13 protein-coding genes are annotated in these 16,163 nt (G+C 56.8%); 8 read left to right on the forward strand and 5 right to left on the reverse strand.

The window, feature by feature from the left end; genetic code table 11:
- Nucleotide 1: 1 nt before the first annotated feature.
- The 4 genes from EKM04_RS22165 to EKM04_RS22180 form a co-directional block, all read right to left on the reverse strand.
- Nucleotides 2-1,318, reverse strand: a complete 1,317-nt coding sequence (locus EKM04_RS22165) for a cytosine deaminase (RefSeq protein ID WP_183893600.1) — start codon at nucleotides 1,316-1,318, stop codon at nucleotides 2-4.
- Entirely contained in the window at nucleotides 1,318-2,112 is a 795-nt protein-coding gene (locus EKM04_RS22170; RefSeq protein ID WP_183893602.1) for an ABC transporter permease, read from the reverse strand. Before EKM04_RS22170 ends, EKM04_RS22165 begins: the two co-directional genes overlap by 1 nt.
- The gene (locus EKM04_RS22175) at nucleotides 2,109-2,936 is read right to left on the reverse strand and encodes an ABC transporter ATP-binding protein (protein WP_183893604.1); all 828 of its coding nucleotides are present in this window, start codon (nucleotides 2,934-2,936) and stop codon (nucleotides 2,109-2,111) included. Before EKM04_RS22175 ends, EKM04_RS22170 begins: the two co-directional genes overlap by 4 nt.
- Before the next feature lie 107 nt (nucleotides 2,937-3,043).
- Nucleotides 3,044-4,060, reverse strand: a complete 1,017-nt coding sequence (locus tag EKM04_RS22180) for an ABC transporter substrate-binding protein (protein ID WP_183893606.1) — start codon at nucleotides 4,058-4,060, stop codon at nucleotides 3,044-3,046.
- A gap of 178 nt (nucleotides 4,061-4,238) precedes the next feature.
- Here EKM04_RS22180 and EKM04_RS22185 point away from each other — a divergent pair, with 178 nt between their 5' ends.
- On the forward strand, nucleotides 4,239-5,210 hold the full coding sequence (locus tag EKM04_RS22185; protein WP_183893607.1) for a LysR family transcriptional regulator: 972 nt from the start codon (nucleotides 4,239-4,241) through the stop codon (nucleotides 5,208-5,210).
- Here the strand turns inward: EKM04_RS22185 and EKM04_RS22190 are convergent.
- A complete protein-coding gene (locus EKM04_RS22190; RefSeq protein ID WP_183893609.1) occupies nucleotides 5,198-5,995 on the reverse strand; it encodes a creatininase family protein in 798 nt (265 codons plus the stop codon). The two genes, EKM04_RS22185 and EKM04_RS22190, sit on opposite strands and share 13 nt — an antisense overlap.
- Nucleotides 5,996-6,337: 342 nt before the next feature.
- Between EKM04_RS22190 and EKM04_RS22195 the strand changes: the two genes are divergently transcribed.
- The 7 genes from EKM04_RS22195 to EKM04_RS22225 all read left to right on the forward strand — a co-directional run bounded on the left by EKM04_RS22195 (nucleotide 6,338) and on the right by EKM04_RS22225 (nucleotide 16,039).
- Nucleotides 6,338-7,003 (forward strand): FadR/GntR family transcriptional regulator, encoded by a 666-nt coding sequence (locus EKM04_RS22195; RefSeq protein WP_210290007.1) that lies wholly within the window; start codon nucleotides 6,338-6,340, stop codon nucleotides 7,001-7,003.
- 72 nt (nucleotides 7,004-7,075) lie between these two features.
- The gene (locus EKM04_RS22200) at nucleotides 7,076-8,587 is read left to right on the forward strand and encodes an ABC transporter substrate-binding protein (protein ID WP_183893613.1); all 1,512 of its coding nucleotides are present in this window, start codon (nucleotides 7,076-7,078) and stop codon (nucleotides 8,585-8,587) included.
- A gap of 89 nt (nucleotides 8,588-8,676) precedes the next feature.
- A complete protein-coding gene (locus EKM04_RS22205) occupies nucleotides 8,677-9,624 on the forward strand; it encodes an ABC transporter permease (RefSeq protein ID WP_174154714.1) in 948 nt (315 codons plus the stop codon).
- Nucleotides 9,621-10,496, forward strand: coding sequence for an ABC transporter permease (locus EKM04_RS22210; RefSeq protein ID WP_183893615.1), 876 nt, complete (start codon nucleotides 9,621-9,623; stop codon nucleotides 10,494-10,496). Before EKM04_RS22205 ends, EKM04_RS22210 begins: the two co-directional genes overlap by 4 nt.
- Before the next feature lie 21 nt (nucleotides 10,497-10,517).
- Nucleotides 10,518-12,302 carry a gamma-glutamyltransferase family protein gene (locus tag EKM04_RS22215; protein WP_183893617.1) on the forward strand — a complete coding sequence of 595 codons (1,785 nt, stop codon included), beginning with the start codon at nucleotides 10,518-10,520 and terminating at the stop codon, nucleotides 12,300-12,302.
- A gap of 4 nt (nucleotides 12,303-12,306) precedes the next feature.
- Nucleotides 12,307-14,145 carry an ABC transporter ATP-binding protein gene (locus EKM04_RS22220; protein ID WP_183893619.1) on the forward strand — a complete coding sequence of 613 codons (1,839 nt, stop codon included), beginning with the start codon at nucleotides 12,307-12,309 and terminating at the stop codon, nucleotides 14,143-14,145.
- Nucleotides 14,146-14,296: 151 nt separating this feature from the next.
- The gene (locus tag EKM04_RS22225; RefSeq protein WP_183893621.1) at nucleotides 14,297-16,039 is read left to right on the forward strand and encodes a M14 family metallopeptidase; all 1,743 of its coding nucleotides are present in this window, start codon (nucleotides 14,297-14,299) and stop codon (nucleotides 16,037-16,039) included.
- Nucleotides 16,040-16,163 lie beyond the last annotated feature (124 nt).

The raw sequence follows: 16,163 nt of genomic DNA on the forward strand, positions 1-16,163 counted from the left end.
TTCACTCTTTCATTAATATGGGATCAAGGTCACGGTAGTCTGGCAAGCAACGGTCGATGGCCTTGCCATTGCGCATCACGATGCGGTCTGCTTGTGGACGGGAAAGGAGCTCGCTCCACCGGCGCGCATTAAACATCACCAGATCGGCTGGAAGCCCTGGCCCGATGCGGCCAATATCCGTGCGGCCCAGGATGTTGGCAGGCGTCGTGGTCACAATACGCGCCACGTTATCAATCGGGTGGTCCAGATGCAAAATACGCACGGATTCACGCAGCACCTCGACGGCATCGAGATCGCCATAGGCGTAGAATGGATCGCGGGTGTTGTCGGAAGCAACGGCTGTGGATACACCGGCGGCCGTAAGTTCCTGAAACAGCGTCGGTCCGCGCCAGCGAGGCGTGCGGCCTGCATGGCGATCCTGCAGATACATATTGCACATCGGTAATGACACGACCGAGATATCGGCGTCCGCGACTTTACCGATAACCCGCTTTATTGTCTCCTCGTCCTGAAGAGCAAGTGAACAGCAGTGGCCAACTGTCACTGAGCCTTGGAAGCCGGAGCGCCGTTTGGCGTCGGCGATGGCCTCTAGCGTCAGCACTTCCCGGTCTTCGGTCTCATCGACATGCAGGTCTATATCGAGGCCATTGTCGGCAGCGCTGCGAAACAGCGCGTCGAGGATCTTGTCAAAATCCGGCAGGATGCGGGTCGCGCCGCCCAGCAGTCCACCGTATTTTCTGGTGGTGGCGACGATGGCATCGAAAACCGGTTTGTCGAGTACGCTGTCAAGCGGTAGAAGAGCGACTGCCTGCAAGACGATACGATCCTTCCACTCCTGCTGGATCTCTGCAAACAGCGGAAAGGAGATATCCGTCTGCGGTGGGACGCTATCCAGATGCGTCCGGATGAGTTTTGTGCCATGCGCAAAGGCGGCCCTTAGTGAGAACTCCATGCGTGCACGAATGTCCTGAGATGACCAGTGAGCGACGCGGTCTTCGCGTACATTATCCAGAGCGCCTGTGAAGGTACCGTCTGGGTTTGCTCGCCGATCCCAAACATGGCCTTTGTCTAGGTGGGTGTGCATATCGACGAAACACGGGAAAATCATGCCGTTGCGCAGGTCCGTTCGTGGCAGATCTAAAGGCGCGGAACCTGCCGGTAAGACTGTCTCGATCATCCTACCCGCGATCACGATGTCGGCAGAAACCAGACCATCTTTTGCCGGTGCTGCAAACCCTTCCAGGGTGACCGAGGGCAAGGTGGCATTGATCAATGCAAAACGTTCTTCTTGTGGCACTCGCGTAAATCCATATGTCATCAATTTTCTCTCCTCAGGCTGCTTTCATGCCAACGGTGCAGGAAAAGCCAGGAAATAAACGAGGTTATGCAGAAGATCACAACCCCGAGCAGCGACAACAGCACCAGTGCCGCAAAAAGCCTGGGAATGTTCAGGCGGTATTGCGATTCCAGGAGCCGGAATGCGAGGCCGGAACCGGCCCCGGCCGAGCCTGCGGCGAATTCTGCGACAACGGCTGCGATGAGTGCAAGTCCGCCGCCAATCCGCAGGCCGGTCATAAAATAGGGCAGCGCTGATGGAAGTTTGAGATAGATCAGTGTTTGCCAGCGAGAGGCACCATACAGGTCGAACAGGTTGAGCAGATTGTGATCGACGCTTTTCAGGCCCTGCGCCATGTTCGACAGGATCGGGAAGAATGCGACGAGGAAGGCACAGATCAGAAGCGCAATCTGGGTCGTCGGTGTGTAAATGAGGATCAGTGGTGCAATCGCCACGATGGGTGTCACCTGAAGAATGACCGTGATGGGATACAGCGCAATCTCCAACCATTTGGATTGCACGAGAATGATGGCGATCCCCACGCCCCCCATCAAAGCCAGTGCCAGCGCCTGAAGCGTGATCTTTGTGGTCACCAGCAATGCGGGCGACAGCGTGCCCCAGTCATTATAGAGCGACTTTCCCACCGCGACCGGGCCGGGCAGGATATATTGTGGGATCGCATAGGCGCTGATGATGGCCTGCCATATCAGGATCATACAGATAACCACGGCGATCGGTATCGTGATGCGCAAAGCCATGTCGCGGTTGAAGGTCATTGGTGTTCTCCGCCATCCATGGCTTCAATCAGCATGGTGGACACCTTTTCGCAGGCCCGACGATATTCCTCAGACGTGCGATAGTGTGCATCTCGTTCCAAGCTGGTAACCAGAGGGAAATCTGCATGCACGCGGCCCGGCCTTGGCCGCATGATCACAATACGATTGGACAGATAGGCGCTCTCAAAAACCGAATGCGTGACGAAGACGACAGCGATGCCGGTCTGTTTCCACAATGTCAGCACGTCGTCATTCAGCTTTTGCCGCGTGATCTCGTCCAACGCCGCGAATGGTTCGTCCATCAACAGCAATTTTGGCTTTGTCACGAGTGCTCGTGCGATTGAAACACGCATCTTCATGCCACCGGACAATTCTCGCGGATAGGCATTTGCGAAGTCGCTGAGACCAACAGTTTCGAGCGCGCGCGCCACGTCGTTCTTGGCGGCCGATTTGGACACGCCCCGCAGCTTCAGTGGCAGATGGACGTTTCCGAAGACCGTCTGCCAGGGCATCAGCGTCGGTTCCTGAAAGACGAATGAGATATCGCCATCCGGCAAGCCCTTCGCGTTGATACGCGAGCTTGGCCAGTCGATCGTGCCCGATGTGGCGTCTCCGAGACCTGCGATGATCCTTAGCGCCGTCGATTTTCCACAGCCGGAGGGGCCGAGCAGGCTCACGAACTCGCCACTATCGATGCTCAACGATACATCGGACAGCGCCAGTGTCCCATTTGAAAACTGCTTTGAAACGCCCCTCATGCTGACCAGAGGTCGTTTTCGACCTTCGGTGCTGGCGGGTGGTTTCGAAACTGGCGGTAGGGTCATTGCATGGCCTTGGCAAATATCGTGACGTCGGGACTCGCGATCGGTTAGGGCGACGGGATCATCACGGCTCACCCGTCGAAACGAGGCGTGCGATCCCATCGATTTTCCTATTTCTTGAGCGCCATGCCCACGCCCTTGCAGACGAACTTCGTTGTATAGGCCTGCTTGTAATCCAGATCGCCGGGCTCAACGCCAATCGCCACCATATCGTCAAAGAACTTCTTGTATCTCTCGTCGGTCATGCAGCCGATGCCCTTGGTCAGAGCTTCACCCGATTCAAGAATGCCGTATTCTTTCATCTTCGCGATGGAAAAAGCGATCTGACCATCCGTCATCTCCGGATTATCTTTCTTGATCAGGTCGTTACCAGCCTTGTTGTCACCGTAAAGGTAAGTGTACCAGCCCTCCAGCGTGGCATCGACGAAGCGCTGAACCATCTCCGGCTTTTCATCGACCGTCTTTTGCATGGCTGTTATCATCGTCGAATAGGGTGCGTATCCCGCGTCAGCCAGCAGAAAGACCTTCGGCTTCCAGCCCGTCTGCTTCTCGACCTCATAGGGTTCCGAGGTCAGGTAGCCTTGCTGTGCAGATTGCTTGTCGGCGATGAACGGTGCCGGGTTGAACGTGTAGGGCTTGTATTGCTCTTCCTTGAACCCTGGATAGTTCTTCTTCATCCACTCGAAGTAGGTTGCGAAGCCCTCCTTGCCCATGAATATGGTCGTCAGCTTGCTCATGTCGCCGAACGTTTCGATCCCAGCGTCAGGGTGCGCCATCAGCATCTGTGGATCTTTCTGGAACAGCGAGGCAACACCGACCACCGGAATTCCCTCCTTGCGCGCATCCATGTCACCCAACTGACCACTCATGTAGAAATCGACTTTTCCGGCAAACAGAAGAGACCGGTTGGCGGCATTTGGACCGCCCTGGACGATGGTCACCTTCAGACCATGCCGCTCATATGTGCCATCAGCTACGGCCTGATAAAAACCGCCATGTTCAGCCTGTGCCAGCCAGTTCGTTCCATAGCTGACCTCGTCAAGTGCGGATGCGGGCTGGGCGGATAACGTAGCGGCGCACAATCCCAATGCGGCCACGCAGCTCTTTGTCTTGGAATCTCTGAACATTTTGAATCGTTCCCTTTTACAGGCATCGTAGGCGTGCCCGTTCCCTTTCATTTGAGCGGTTGCATTGATCTTTGAAAAGCATCAAAATTCGTGCGCATTGATGCCTTTAGAGCATCGCTTCCAAAACGAACTGCCGAAAAGGGCAGCGCGTCTTAAAATTGAGCAGAGGACTTTACCGGTGCTGCATTCGCGGAAACTTCGCTACATCGATGAGATTGCCAGATGCGGCTCGATCCGCAAGGCTGCGGCCAGGCTGAACGTGGCATCCTCGGCGATCAACCGTCAAATTTTGGCGCTGGAGGAAGAGTTGGGTGCGCCAATCTTCGAGCGCATGCCGCGCGGATTGAGGTTAACCGCGGCAGGGGAGTTGTGCATCGAGCATATCCGCGAGGTTCTCAAGACCTATGAGCGGATGGAAGGGCGTATTCGCGGATTAAAAATGCCCCAGGCAGGCAAGGTGTCGATGGTCGCGACCGTTGGGCTTGCCGCAGGACCGTTGCCGGAGATTGTCGCCAGCTTTATCGCCAAGTATCAAAGAATACACGTCCATCTGCGAAATGATGGTCCGTCAACGACAATTTCACCGGTGCTGGCCGGCGAAGTGGATATCGGCCTGGGATTTAATATCCCCGCTACGCCCGGCATTCGGACACTCGCCAATTTCGACATACCGATTGGCGTCGTGATGCCGCCCGGGCACCGATTGGCGGGTGACGGACCCATCGATCTTGCCGATGTCGCACAGGAGCCTCTGGTTCTGGCACAGTCCGGCACCAGTCTTCGTAACGTCATCAATCTGGCGTTCGCGCCGCTTTCTGTCGCTGTGCAGCCCGTGGTGGAAAGCAACGCGTCCGACATGCTCAAGCAGTTGGTCAAGCTTGGAACGGGACTGACGCTGCTCAATCCTCTCGATGTTTTAGCGGAATGCCGTCGAGGGGAGCTCGTCTTCCGGCCATTGGCTGGCCCACATTCCCGGCACCAGCCGATGAAGCTCTTTGCGCGTTCCCGCTCTTCACTCGATACGGTGACAAGTCTGTTTGTTGAGTTTCTGCTATCCCGATTGTCAGAGCTTGTGACGGAGTTGGAGGCAAAGGGCCATGTGCCGCCACAGCGTCAGCCGGACAAAGGCGAAGCTGCTCACTTCACATAGAGGTTGTCCAGTGAATAGTCTGACAGATCGCGCAATAACTCGACGAAGCCCGCGACCTGATGGCGACATATGGCGGCGCCCTTGGTTGCTGTTGCGGCGGCCGCATTTCCGACGACGCCGTGCGGATTGAGATCATGGGCAATCCAGGCAAGGGAGTGCGGTGGAAGGGGCTGTAAAAGCCGGGACTGTTCTTTCATCCATTCGGCCTTGGAGATGAAGTTTTGGGCGTGCTCCATCCGCACGAGGTCAGGACGGAAGTGCAGCATCAGCGATGTCTCGACATCACCGCCATGAATTCCGAATTTCTGCTCATGCTCGGAGATCAAGCCCTCCGGATTGCCGAAGCGGCCCCACTGCGTGCTGACGACCGCCATGTGATGTTTGACACGCAGCTCGCGGGCAACGATGCTCATGATATCGACATTTCCGCCATGGGAATTGACAATCACCATTTTGCGAAGGCCCGCCTCCGCGACCTTCGCACCAATCGCGGTCCAGGCCGGAATGAGGATTTCGGCGCCGAACGACAGCGTCCCCGGTCCGTAAACATGCTCGTTGGCTTTACCGATTTCCTGTGTCGGCAGAACAAGGAAATCAAGGTCATCCGGTCGCTGAACTTTGAGTTCCTCCAACATGCCGTTTGCAATTGCAACGTCGGTTGCCACCGGCAGATGTGGGCCGTGCTGCTCCGTCGACGCGATCGGCAGGACAGCAATGGTTCGATCGACGGACAAGCCTGCAAAATCGAGGGTGTTCAGTTCATTCCAGTAAAACGGCTTTCCCATTTCGCTTCCCTGTCCCAATCTTTTCTGAAGCAGGCGTAAGAGATCGACAGACGCTCGAAAAGCATCAATTTTCGCCCAGCGCGATGCTTTTTTGCGCTCGCACTCCGCTTGTTCATGATCGGCGATTGGAATGATTTGCGTGACAGATGAACGCTGGATGCCTTCTTTTTTTGCGATTTTTATTGTGCATCATAATTAGGCTTGACGGCCGCGGAATTAACGGTTTCACTGGAACCAATTCGAAATTGGTACGAACCATTGGATCAAAAGACTTCTGTCAGAGCACCAGAAAACTCCAACTACGCGCTGGAGAGGTTACGTGAACTGTTGCGGGTGACAACAATGTCCCCTGACGGCAAATTACCGACCGAGAGACTGCTATCAGAGCGTTTCGGTCTGGGCCGACGGGAGATACGCAGAGCGCTGGAGGTTTTGGAAGCCGAGGGGCTCATCTGGAGAAAGCAGGGTGCAGGTACATTTCTAGGACAGAAACCCGATAGCTGGAGCGAGCACGCCGCTAGCCTTGTATCTGGAACCAATTTCATGGAAATCATGGAAGTGCGCCTGCGGATAGAGCCGCAACTCGCACAACTGGCCGCCATGCGGGCCAAAAATGCTGACATCGCCCGTATGCGGGAGCTTCGCGACAAAATCTACGAACGCACAGATGCAGACTGGCGCGAGCTTTGGGATGGCTCGTTGCATCGATTGATTGCGCAGACGGCTGGTAATCAGCTTTTTCTGTCGCTTTTCGATGTCATCAACCGCGTTCGCCAGGACCCGGTTTGGCAGGCGGTGCGCGAACGTGCCCGAAAGCAGGACAGAACGCTGAAAGAATCGCGCGACCAGCATACGGATATTATCGAGGCGATCGCTTCACGAGACCCGGAGCGGGCGGGTGAGGCCATGCGCAATCACCTGCTGACGCTTCAGGAGCGGTTGATCCGCCAGACATCGATGGTCGCGCAGGACGCGCCTGCCACCGTGCAGGAGACCGATCCGCGCTAACACGGACAATGCCATAATCAGAGACCGGAAAACCGGCCGATTTCCACCCAAACCACCAAGGGAACAGACAAAATGAAACGCTTAGCTAGACTTTCCGGACTGCTTCTCATTGGCACGTTGCTGGCAACACCGGTGCTGTCGGCGGATCTGCGGATCGGCCTGATGGACGATGCCGATGTGCTGGACCCCGCTCAGTCCCGGACATTCGTGGGTCGTATTGTCTATACGAGCCTTTGCGACAAGCTGGTTGATCTCGACAACAATCTCGCTGTCATTCCGCAGCTTGCGACCAAATGGGCGTGGGGCGACAATGGCGGAACCTTGACGATGGATCTGCGTGAAGGCGTGGTCTTCCATGATGGTACACCGTTCAATGCCGAAGCGGTCGTCTACAACATCGATCGCAACATGACGTTGCCGGAATCGCGCCGCAAGAGCGAACTGGCCTCCGTCGCGAAGGTCGAAGCGACCGGACCGTACCAGGTCAAGTTTACGCTGAAGAGTCCGGATGCCAGCTTGCTTGCGCAGCTTTCTGACCGTGCAGGCATGATGATTTCGCCAAAGGCTGGCAAGGAACTGGGTGCCAACTTCTCCAAGAACCCGGTTTGCTCGGGCGCCTTTAAATTCGTTGAGCGCATTCAGCAGGATCGCATCGTTCTGGAGAAGTTTGCCGATTACTGGAACAAGGACAACATCTTCATCGACAAGGTCACGTTCCTGCCCATCCCGGATACGACCGTGCGTCTCGCCAACCTGCAATCGGGAGATCTTGATCTTGCAGAGCGTATTTCGGCGTCCGACGTCGCTGCCGTCAAGGCGGACGACAAGTTGAATTATGGAGAGGTTGTCGGTCCCGGCTATATGGCTCTGTATGTCAACATCGGCAACGGCGCCAAGGCCGACAATCCGTTCGGCAAGGACAAGCGCCTGCGTCAGGCATTCTCACTCTCTATCGACCGCGAAGCGATCAATCAGGTGGTGTTCGAAGGGACTGCGATGGCGGGCAACCAGCCTTGGCCGCCAACCAGCCCTTGGTACAACAAGGACATTCCCGTTCCCGCGCGCGATGTGGACAAGGCAAAAGCGTTGATGAAGGAAGCCGGTTTCGAAAAGTACGAAATCGAACTTCAACATGCCAACAATACAACGCAAACGCAGGCGATGCAGGTCATCCAGTCCATGGCCGCCGAAGCCGGATTTGATGTGAAGCTGAAGGCCACGGAATTCGCGACGCTTCTGTCTGAGCAGACAGCGGGCAATTACGTGCTGTCACGCTCCGATTGGTCCGGCCGTTCCGACCCGGATGGCAACATCCACCAGTTCGTGACCTGCAAGGGTGGCATCAACGACACCAAATATTGCAACCCGGAAGTCGACAAGTTGCTGAATGAGGCGCGTGCATCGACGGACAATGCCGTGCGCAAGACAAAGTACGATGCGGCGACGAAAATCCTGGATGAGGATTTGCCGCTGATCTATCTCGGCCATCAGGCGTATCTCTATGCCTATTCCAAAAAGATCACCGGGTTTACCCCATCCGGCGACGGCATGATCCGCCTGGCGGGCGTCAAGAAAGCCGACTAAGTCTGCCGCGTGCACATGGCGAGACGCACCCATTGGCTGCGTCTCGCACTCCCGGTCCAAGAGCCTTGCCCGTATAAGGACTTGCTTTTATGCATATCTACATCGCCAAGCGGCTGCTGGTAGCGATCCCGACGCTGCTGATCATTTCCGTCTTTGTTTTTTCGCTGCAGAAGCTTTTGCCGGGTGATCCTATCCTCGCCATGGCCGGAGAAGAGCGCGATCCCGCCGTCATCGAGCTGTTGCGGGAAAAATACCGGATGAATGATCCGGTCGTTTACCAGTATTTTTACTGGATCGGGTCGGTTGTCCAAGGCGATTTCGGCGTATCGCTTCGCACCAACCAGCCCGTTCTGGAGCTTGTGGCCGAAAAGCTGCCGGTGACGATCCAGCTCGCCCTGATGTCGATGTTCTTCGCCTTTGCCATCGGTGTTCCCATGGGCATTCTGGCCGCTGTCAAACAAAACACCTGGATCGACTACGTCGCCAATATCGTCGCCCTGTCGGGGCTGTCCATCCCAAATTTCTGGCTGGGCATCATGCTCATCCTTTTCGTATCCGTACAGCTTGGCTGGCTTCCGGCGTCTGGTTACGAGTCCATTTTTGTCGATCCCGTGAGGTCGCTGCAAACCATGATCATGCCCTCCTTCGTATTGGGAACCGGGCTTGCGGCAACACTCATGCGGCACACGCGCTCCTCCATGCTATCGGTTATGAAGTCGGATTATATTCGCACCGCACGCGCCAAGGGTCTTTCCACGCGTGAAGTCGTGCTCAGCCATTCCTTCCGAAATGCGCTTCTACCAGTCATTACGCTGACAGCGCTGTTGTTCGGGGAGCTTCTCGCCGGTGCCGTTCTGACCGAGCAGATTTTCACCATTCCCGGTTTCGGCAAGCTCATCGTCGATGCCGTGTTCAACCGTGATTACGCGGTGGTGCAAGGCGTGGTCCTGTGCACGGCGGTCGGGTTCATCTTCATGAACCTGTTGGCCGATGTCGTGACGGTCCTGCTCAACCCGCGCATGAGGGCAACCCTATGAGCCTGTCCGTAGAGGCAATTCCTGCCGAAAAGCCCAAGGCTGCCCAAAGCAGGGCGTGGAAAAAGATGAAGCGTAATCGCAGCGCGATTGCCGGGCTCATCATCATCGCCTTCTTCACGCTGCTTGCGATTGCAGCACCCGTCTTGCCATTGGCGGACCCGGTCGCAACAAGCTGGGGAGCCATTCGCAAGGCGCCCTCGGCAGCGCACTGGCTTGGCACAGATGATATCGGTCGAGACGTTCTGTCGAGAATGATCTGGGGTGCGCAGGCATCCTTGATGGCCGGAGTGGTCTCGGTTGCGATCGCCGTGTTGCTGGGTGTGCCGTTCGGGCTTGTGTCGGGCTATTTCGGCGGCTGGGTCGATCAGGTGATCTCGCGCATTACCGAAGCGTTTCTTGCCATGCCATTTCTCATCATGGCCATTGCACTTGCCGCGTTCCTCGGGCCGAGCCTGACCAATGCCATGATCGCCATCGGTCTGTCAGCGATGCCGATCTTCGTGCGACTGACACGGTCGCAGGTCATGGCCATCAAGACCGAGGACTATATCGAAGGCGCGCGCTCCATCGGTCTTGGCCATGGCGATATCATGCTGCGCTACATCCTGCCCAACATCGTGCCGCCCATCATCGTGCAGGCGACTCTGACGGTGGCGACAGCCATCATCGCGGAGGCCAGCCTGTCGTTTCTGGGGCTGGGCCAACAGGCACCGGCGCCAAGCTGGGGCTCGATGCTTAACGTCGCCAAGAACTTTCTGACGCAAGCGCCATGGATGGCGATGTGGCCTGGGGCCGCGATCTTCTGTGTCGTGATCGGGTTCAATCTGCTGGGCGATGGTCTGCGCGATGCGCTTGACCCACGCGAAAACTAGGAATTTCCAAAGGAAACTGTCATGAATGCTTTCACCACACGGCCTGAAATTCTCGGTACCTTCGGCGTCGTTACCTCAACCCACTGGATCGCCTCTGCTGTCGGCATGAGCATTTTGGAAAAAGGTGGAAACGCCTTCGATGCGGCCGTTGCGACGGGTTTTGTGTTGCAGGTTCTCGAACCGCATCTGAATGGACCGGGTGGCGACATGCCGGCCATCATCTACTCGAAGAAAAAAGACAAGGTCGAGGTCATCTGTGCGCAGGGTACGGCGCCTGCGGCGGCCACCATCGAGCACTATAGCGCGGAGGGTATCGATCTTATTCCTGGAGACGGCCTGCTGGCTACGGTCATTCCCGGTGCGTTCGACGGCTGGATGCTGATGCTGCGCGATTACGGCACGATGTCCGTTCGTGAGGTGCTGGAGCCATCGATCTATTATCTCGAACACGGTCACCCACTCTTGCCGCGCGTGGCGGCGACCATTGAAGGGCTCGCCGATTTCTTCCAGAAGGAATGGCCGACATCCTACGAAACCTGGCTACCGGGCGGTGTCGCGCCCCAGCCCTTGTCCAGCTTCAAGAACCCGGTTCTGGCGCAGACATGGAAGCGGATCATTGCGGAAGCCGAGGCAAAGACAGGCCGTGAGGCTGGTATCGACGCGGCCCGTGACGCGTTCTATCGCGGTTTTGTTGCAGAGGCGATCAGCGACTATCTGAAGACGGCGGAGGTGATGGATGCCAGCGGTCAACGGCACAAGGGCGTGCTCACCGCCGACGACATGTCCAACTGGACGGCCACCATAGAAGAGCCGACGACGTATGATTATCACGGCTGGACGATTGCCAAGACAGGCCCTTGGGGGCAGGGGCCGGTGCTTCTGCAATCCCTTGCGTTGCTGAAGGGCATCGATATCGGTGCGATGGACCCGGCAGGCGTCGATTTCGTCCACACTGTGGTGGAAGCCATGAAGCTTTCCTACGCTGACCGTGAAGTCTATTACGGTGATCCGGAACATGCACAAGTTCCAATCCAGACCCTGCTTTCAGATGGATACAATGACGAACGCCGCAAACTGATTACCGGTAAGGCGTCGATGGATCTGCGGCCCGGTCGTATCCCCGGTTTCGATACACAGCATGATCTCACCATGGATATGCTGAACACGATGGCCGGGGTGGGTGCCGTCTATGAGCCGACCATGTCGCACCTGACAGAAAAGCGTGGCGATACCGTGCATATCGATGTCATCGACCGCGAAGGCAACATGGTTTCGGTCACGCCATCGGGCGGCTGGTTGCAGTCTTCGCCGATCATTCCGGGCCTCGGCTTTTGCCTCAATTCGCGCGCACAGATGTTCTGGATGAAACCCGGCCTTCCGACATCATTGGCGCCGGGCAAACGTCCACGCACAACGCTGACGCCATCACTCGGCCTGTTCGAGGGCAAACCGACACTGGCTTTCGGCACGCCGGGGGGCGATCAGCAGGACCAATGGCAACTGGCCTTCTTCCTGCGTTACGCGCATTTCGGGATGAACTTGCAGCAGGCTATCGATCTGCCGTTGTTCCATACCACGCATTTTCCCGGCTCGTTCTATCCACGTACGCGTCAGCCCGGCAATGTGATGATCGAAAGCAGCATTGGCGAGCAGGCTCTGGCCGATCTCAAATCCCGTGGACACGATGTTACCGCAGCCGATCCCTGGACGGTGGGTCGCCTGACGGCTGCACGGCGGGATGCGGATGGCCTTCTCAGAGCTGCCGCCACGCCGCGTCTCATGCAAGCCTACGCCGTGGGGAGATGACGTTATGGCCGAAGTCGTGAAAGCATCGTCGGGCGAAACCGTTCTTTCGGTTCAAAACCTGAGCACCGCCTTTTTGGTCGATGGTGAGTGGAAGACCGTCGTTCGTGGCCTGTCCTTTGAAGTGAAGGCCGGTGAAACAGTCGCCATCGTCGGCGAAAGCGGCTCCGGCAAAAGCGTCACGTCCCTGTCGGTCATGCGTCTGCTGGAGCCACGATCCAGCCGCATCGACGGCAAGGTGCTGCTTGGCGGGAAAGATATTCTCACCATTTCCGAAAAAGAAATGCGCACAGTGCGTGGCAACGACATGGCGATGATTTTTCAGGAGCCGATGACATCGCTCAACCCGGTCTTCACCATCGGGCGACAGATTTCAGAAGTCCTGACGCGGCACAAGGGCATGACCAAGGCGCAAGCCCGTGCAGAAACCATCCGGCTCCTGGAAAAGGTGCGTATACCCAACGCCCAAGGCCGCTTCGACGAATATCCGCACCAGTTTTCGGGCGGGATGCGCCAGCGTGTGATGATCGCCATGGCGCTGGCCTCCAAGCCGAAGCTGTTGATTGCAGATGAGCCCACGACCGCGCTTGATGTCACGATCCAGGGACAGATCCTCGACCTCATCAAGCAGTTGCAGGAAGAGGAAGGTATGGCCGTTCTTTTCATCACCCACGATATGGGGGTCGTGGCAGAAATTGCTGACCGCACCATCGTGATGTTTCGGGGCGATCAGGTGGAAACAGGCGAGACAGCCGACATCTTCCATCGCGGGCAGCATCCTTATACGCGTGCCTTGCTTGCAGCCGTTCCCAAACTTGGCTCCATGGAGGGGCATGACTGGCCTTTGCGCTTCCCGCGCGTCGATACGTCGAGCGGCGTGATCTCCGAGGCCAAGGAGGTCCCTAATACTGTTGAAGGCGGATTGACACCCGTTCTTTCGGTCAAGAACCTCGTAACGCGTTTTGATGTCGGATCGGGCCTGTTCGGTCGAAAGACCGGTGCCGTGCATGCCGTTGAAAATGTGTCTTTCGACCTGTTTCAGGGTGAGACGCTCTCTCTGGTCGGCGAGTCCGGCTGTGGAAAGTCCACGACAGGGCGCTCGATTGCCCGTCTGGTGGAGCCGCGTAGTGGGGATGTGACGCTGGATGGTTTCGATGTCCTCAAGCTCGATCAGGTCGCACTCCGTAACATGCGCCGAAGCGTTCAGATGATTTTTCAGGATCCGTTTTCCAGCCTCAATCCGCGCATGACGGTGGGTTATGCCGTGGCAGAACCGATGATCAAGCACAAGATCGCGGTGCCTTCGCAGGCAAGACAGATGGCGGCCGATCTTTTGGAGCGCGTTGGCCTGTCGGCATCGATGATGGACCGGTATCCGCATGAGTTTTCCGGTGGCCAACGTCAACGCATCGCCATCGCCCGTGCACTGGCACTCAATCCCAAGGTGATCATCGCGGATGAAAGCGTGTCTGCACTGGATGTGTCGATCAAGGCGCAGGTGTGCAACCTGCTGCTCGATTTACAGGAGCAGTTCAAGATCGCATTTCTGTTCATCAGCCACGATATGGCGGTGGTGGAAAGGGTCAGCCACCGGGTTGCGGTCATGTATCTTGGTGAAATTGTCGAAATCGGTCCTCGTGCCTCGATTTTCGCCAATCCGCAACATCCCTATACCAAGAAGCTCATGGCCGCGGTGCCGGTGCCGGACCCCGCAAGAAGAGGTTTACGCCGCAACGCGCCGATTGATGAACTCAAAAGCCCAATTCGTCCGATCGGTTACATGTCGCCCAAGCGAACCTATCGCTCCGTTTCGCCGGGACATCAGGTTTTGCTGGAAAGCACGTGAGCGCAAAAGGCTCGGCCTTCGGACGGCTTGAACGCCGCGTTGTCCAGTCTGCGCGCGCGGCGGCGGCAAGGACCGCTACATAACGTTTCAGGACCCGTGGCCAAACCCCATCGGCCCGGTCATCCCGCGAGAACGATAGGGGTAAAGAACGATGACCGTGATCTTCAGCCAGAGTTTCAATCGCACGCTCGATGAGCTGGTAGAGCGCGCTGTCCCCGGGCAATTTCTGGAGGCCTGGACTTTCGATGATTCGAGCAGCAGGCGGGATACCGAGCGACGGTTGTTGGAAAAAGGCGTCATGTCCCGCATCCACTGCGCTTACAAGCCGTTGCTTCATGCTTTTCTGGAAGAGATCGATCTGACAGGTGTCGAAACCATTCAGATTCAATATCCCGTCCACACGCAGGCGCCCGTAAACCGCTTCCGGCTCGAAGCCTACCCTTTGGCGGCGTTGGTTGGAAATGCCAAAATCGAGTTCGTCCCGCGTGAGGATGCGGCGTTTTTCTATCATGTGGTTCTGACGCGCGCGTACGGATCCGAAACACTGAAGATCATGGCTCCCAATCGCGTCCATGTCGATATTGTCGGGCAAACCAACGTATCGCCCACAGGTTGGTTGCGGCGTGGCAACGACGAGGTCGGAGAGCGTTTGGAGACAGATTACGAGCGTCTGTTCGGAAGCGCGATCGATGCCGTTACAAAACATGATTGGGGCAACGAAGAACCGTATTTCGAAGAGCTGAATCTTCGGATTGGATACCCCTCCGATGATGCGCCGCTCTCGGTTGGCGATGAGACGGTCAGCGTGCGGGAGGCGCTGCATGAGGATCTCTACTTCTCGCTTCTCGAATTCTTCCAGAAAAAATCGGGGCGCCCGCTTGGTGATCGTGGCCTCACGCCCGGCCAGATTGTTCCTGAAGTCATCAAAAGCGACGCGGAGATTTCGGTTCACATCCAAATCCGCCCACTTGAAAAAGAGTTCGTGGATGGCGCGCATCAGCCCATTGCGACAGCCACCGCGCCTCTTGCTGCCGACCAGATTTCAAGCTCGCTGAGCGAGTTGGGCGGCGAGGAATTTGTTGCCGTTGCAAGATCAGGCCGATGCGTTATGGCGGCTTATCGCGGGGGTAGCGACGCCGCTGTGATGATCAGTGGTGGGCAGCACGCCAATGAGACGACAGGCATCGTCGGCGCTCTTCGCGCGGCGCACGTGCTGAATAACCGGGCTGACGCTCATTTCACGATATCACCGCTGGAAAATCCTGATGGATATGCCATCCATCAGCGGTTGCGTGTCGATAATCCCCGACATATGCATCACGCTGCCCGTTATACCGCGCTTGGCGATGACCTCGAATATAGGACACGCGAGACATCAGGAGCCCATCTGAACGAGACGGAGATCCGGTTCAGGGCGCAGGAACTGAGTGGTGCGGCACTGCATATCAACCTGCACGGCTACCCCTCACATGAGTGGACCCGGCCACTTTCTGGCTACATACCCCGTAATTTCGCGATGTGGACGTTGCCGAAGGGGTTTTTCCTCATCGTCCGGCATCACTCCGACTGGGCTGAGCAGGCGGAAGCTTTGCTCGATAAAATTACTCGGCGTCTTGCTGTGATTCCCGGTCTTCTTGATGACAACAAGCGCCAGATCGGGCTCTATGAGATCCACGCAGGAGAAACCGGTTTTCAGATCATCAACGGCATCCCTTGCCTGACGTCAATCGACGACCGCCACGCCGTTCCGATCACGTTGATCACCGAATATCCTGACGAAACGATCTATGGAGAACCCTTTATCACAGGGCATACCGCGCAGATGCAGACAGTCATATCGGCTTACGAGGCGTGGCAAGAGATCATGACATCTAATTTTCAGGCCGGCATTTAGATCATTCGCTCCAACCAAGCCCCCCGATGGGACTGGCTCAGAAGTGCCACCACCATCGTGGAAGTGAAAAGTCCGTCACATCCACTGGTCGAAGCCTTTAGACCTTGAGTCTTCAGGCGGGTTT

Origin of the sequence: Rhizobium skierniewicense Ch11 (assembly GCF_023757665.1) — a bacterium.
In the GTDB taxonomy this organism is placed as follows: Bacteria; Pseudomonadota; Alphaproteobacteria; order Rhizobiales; family Rhizobiaceae; genus Agrobacterium; species Agrobacterium skierniewicense.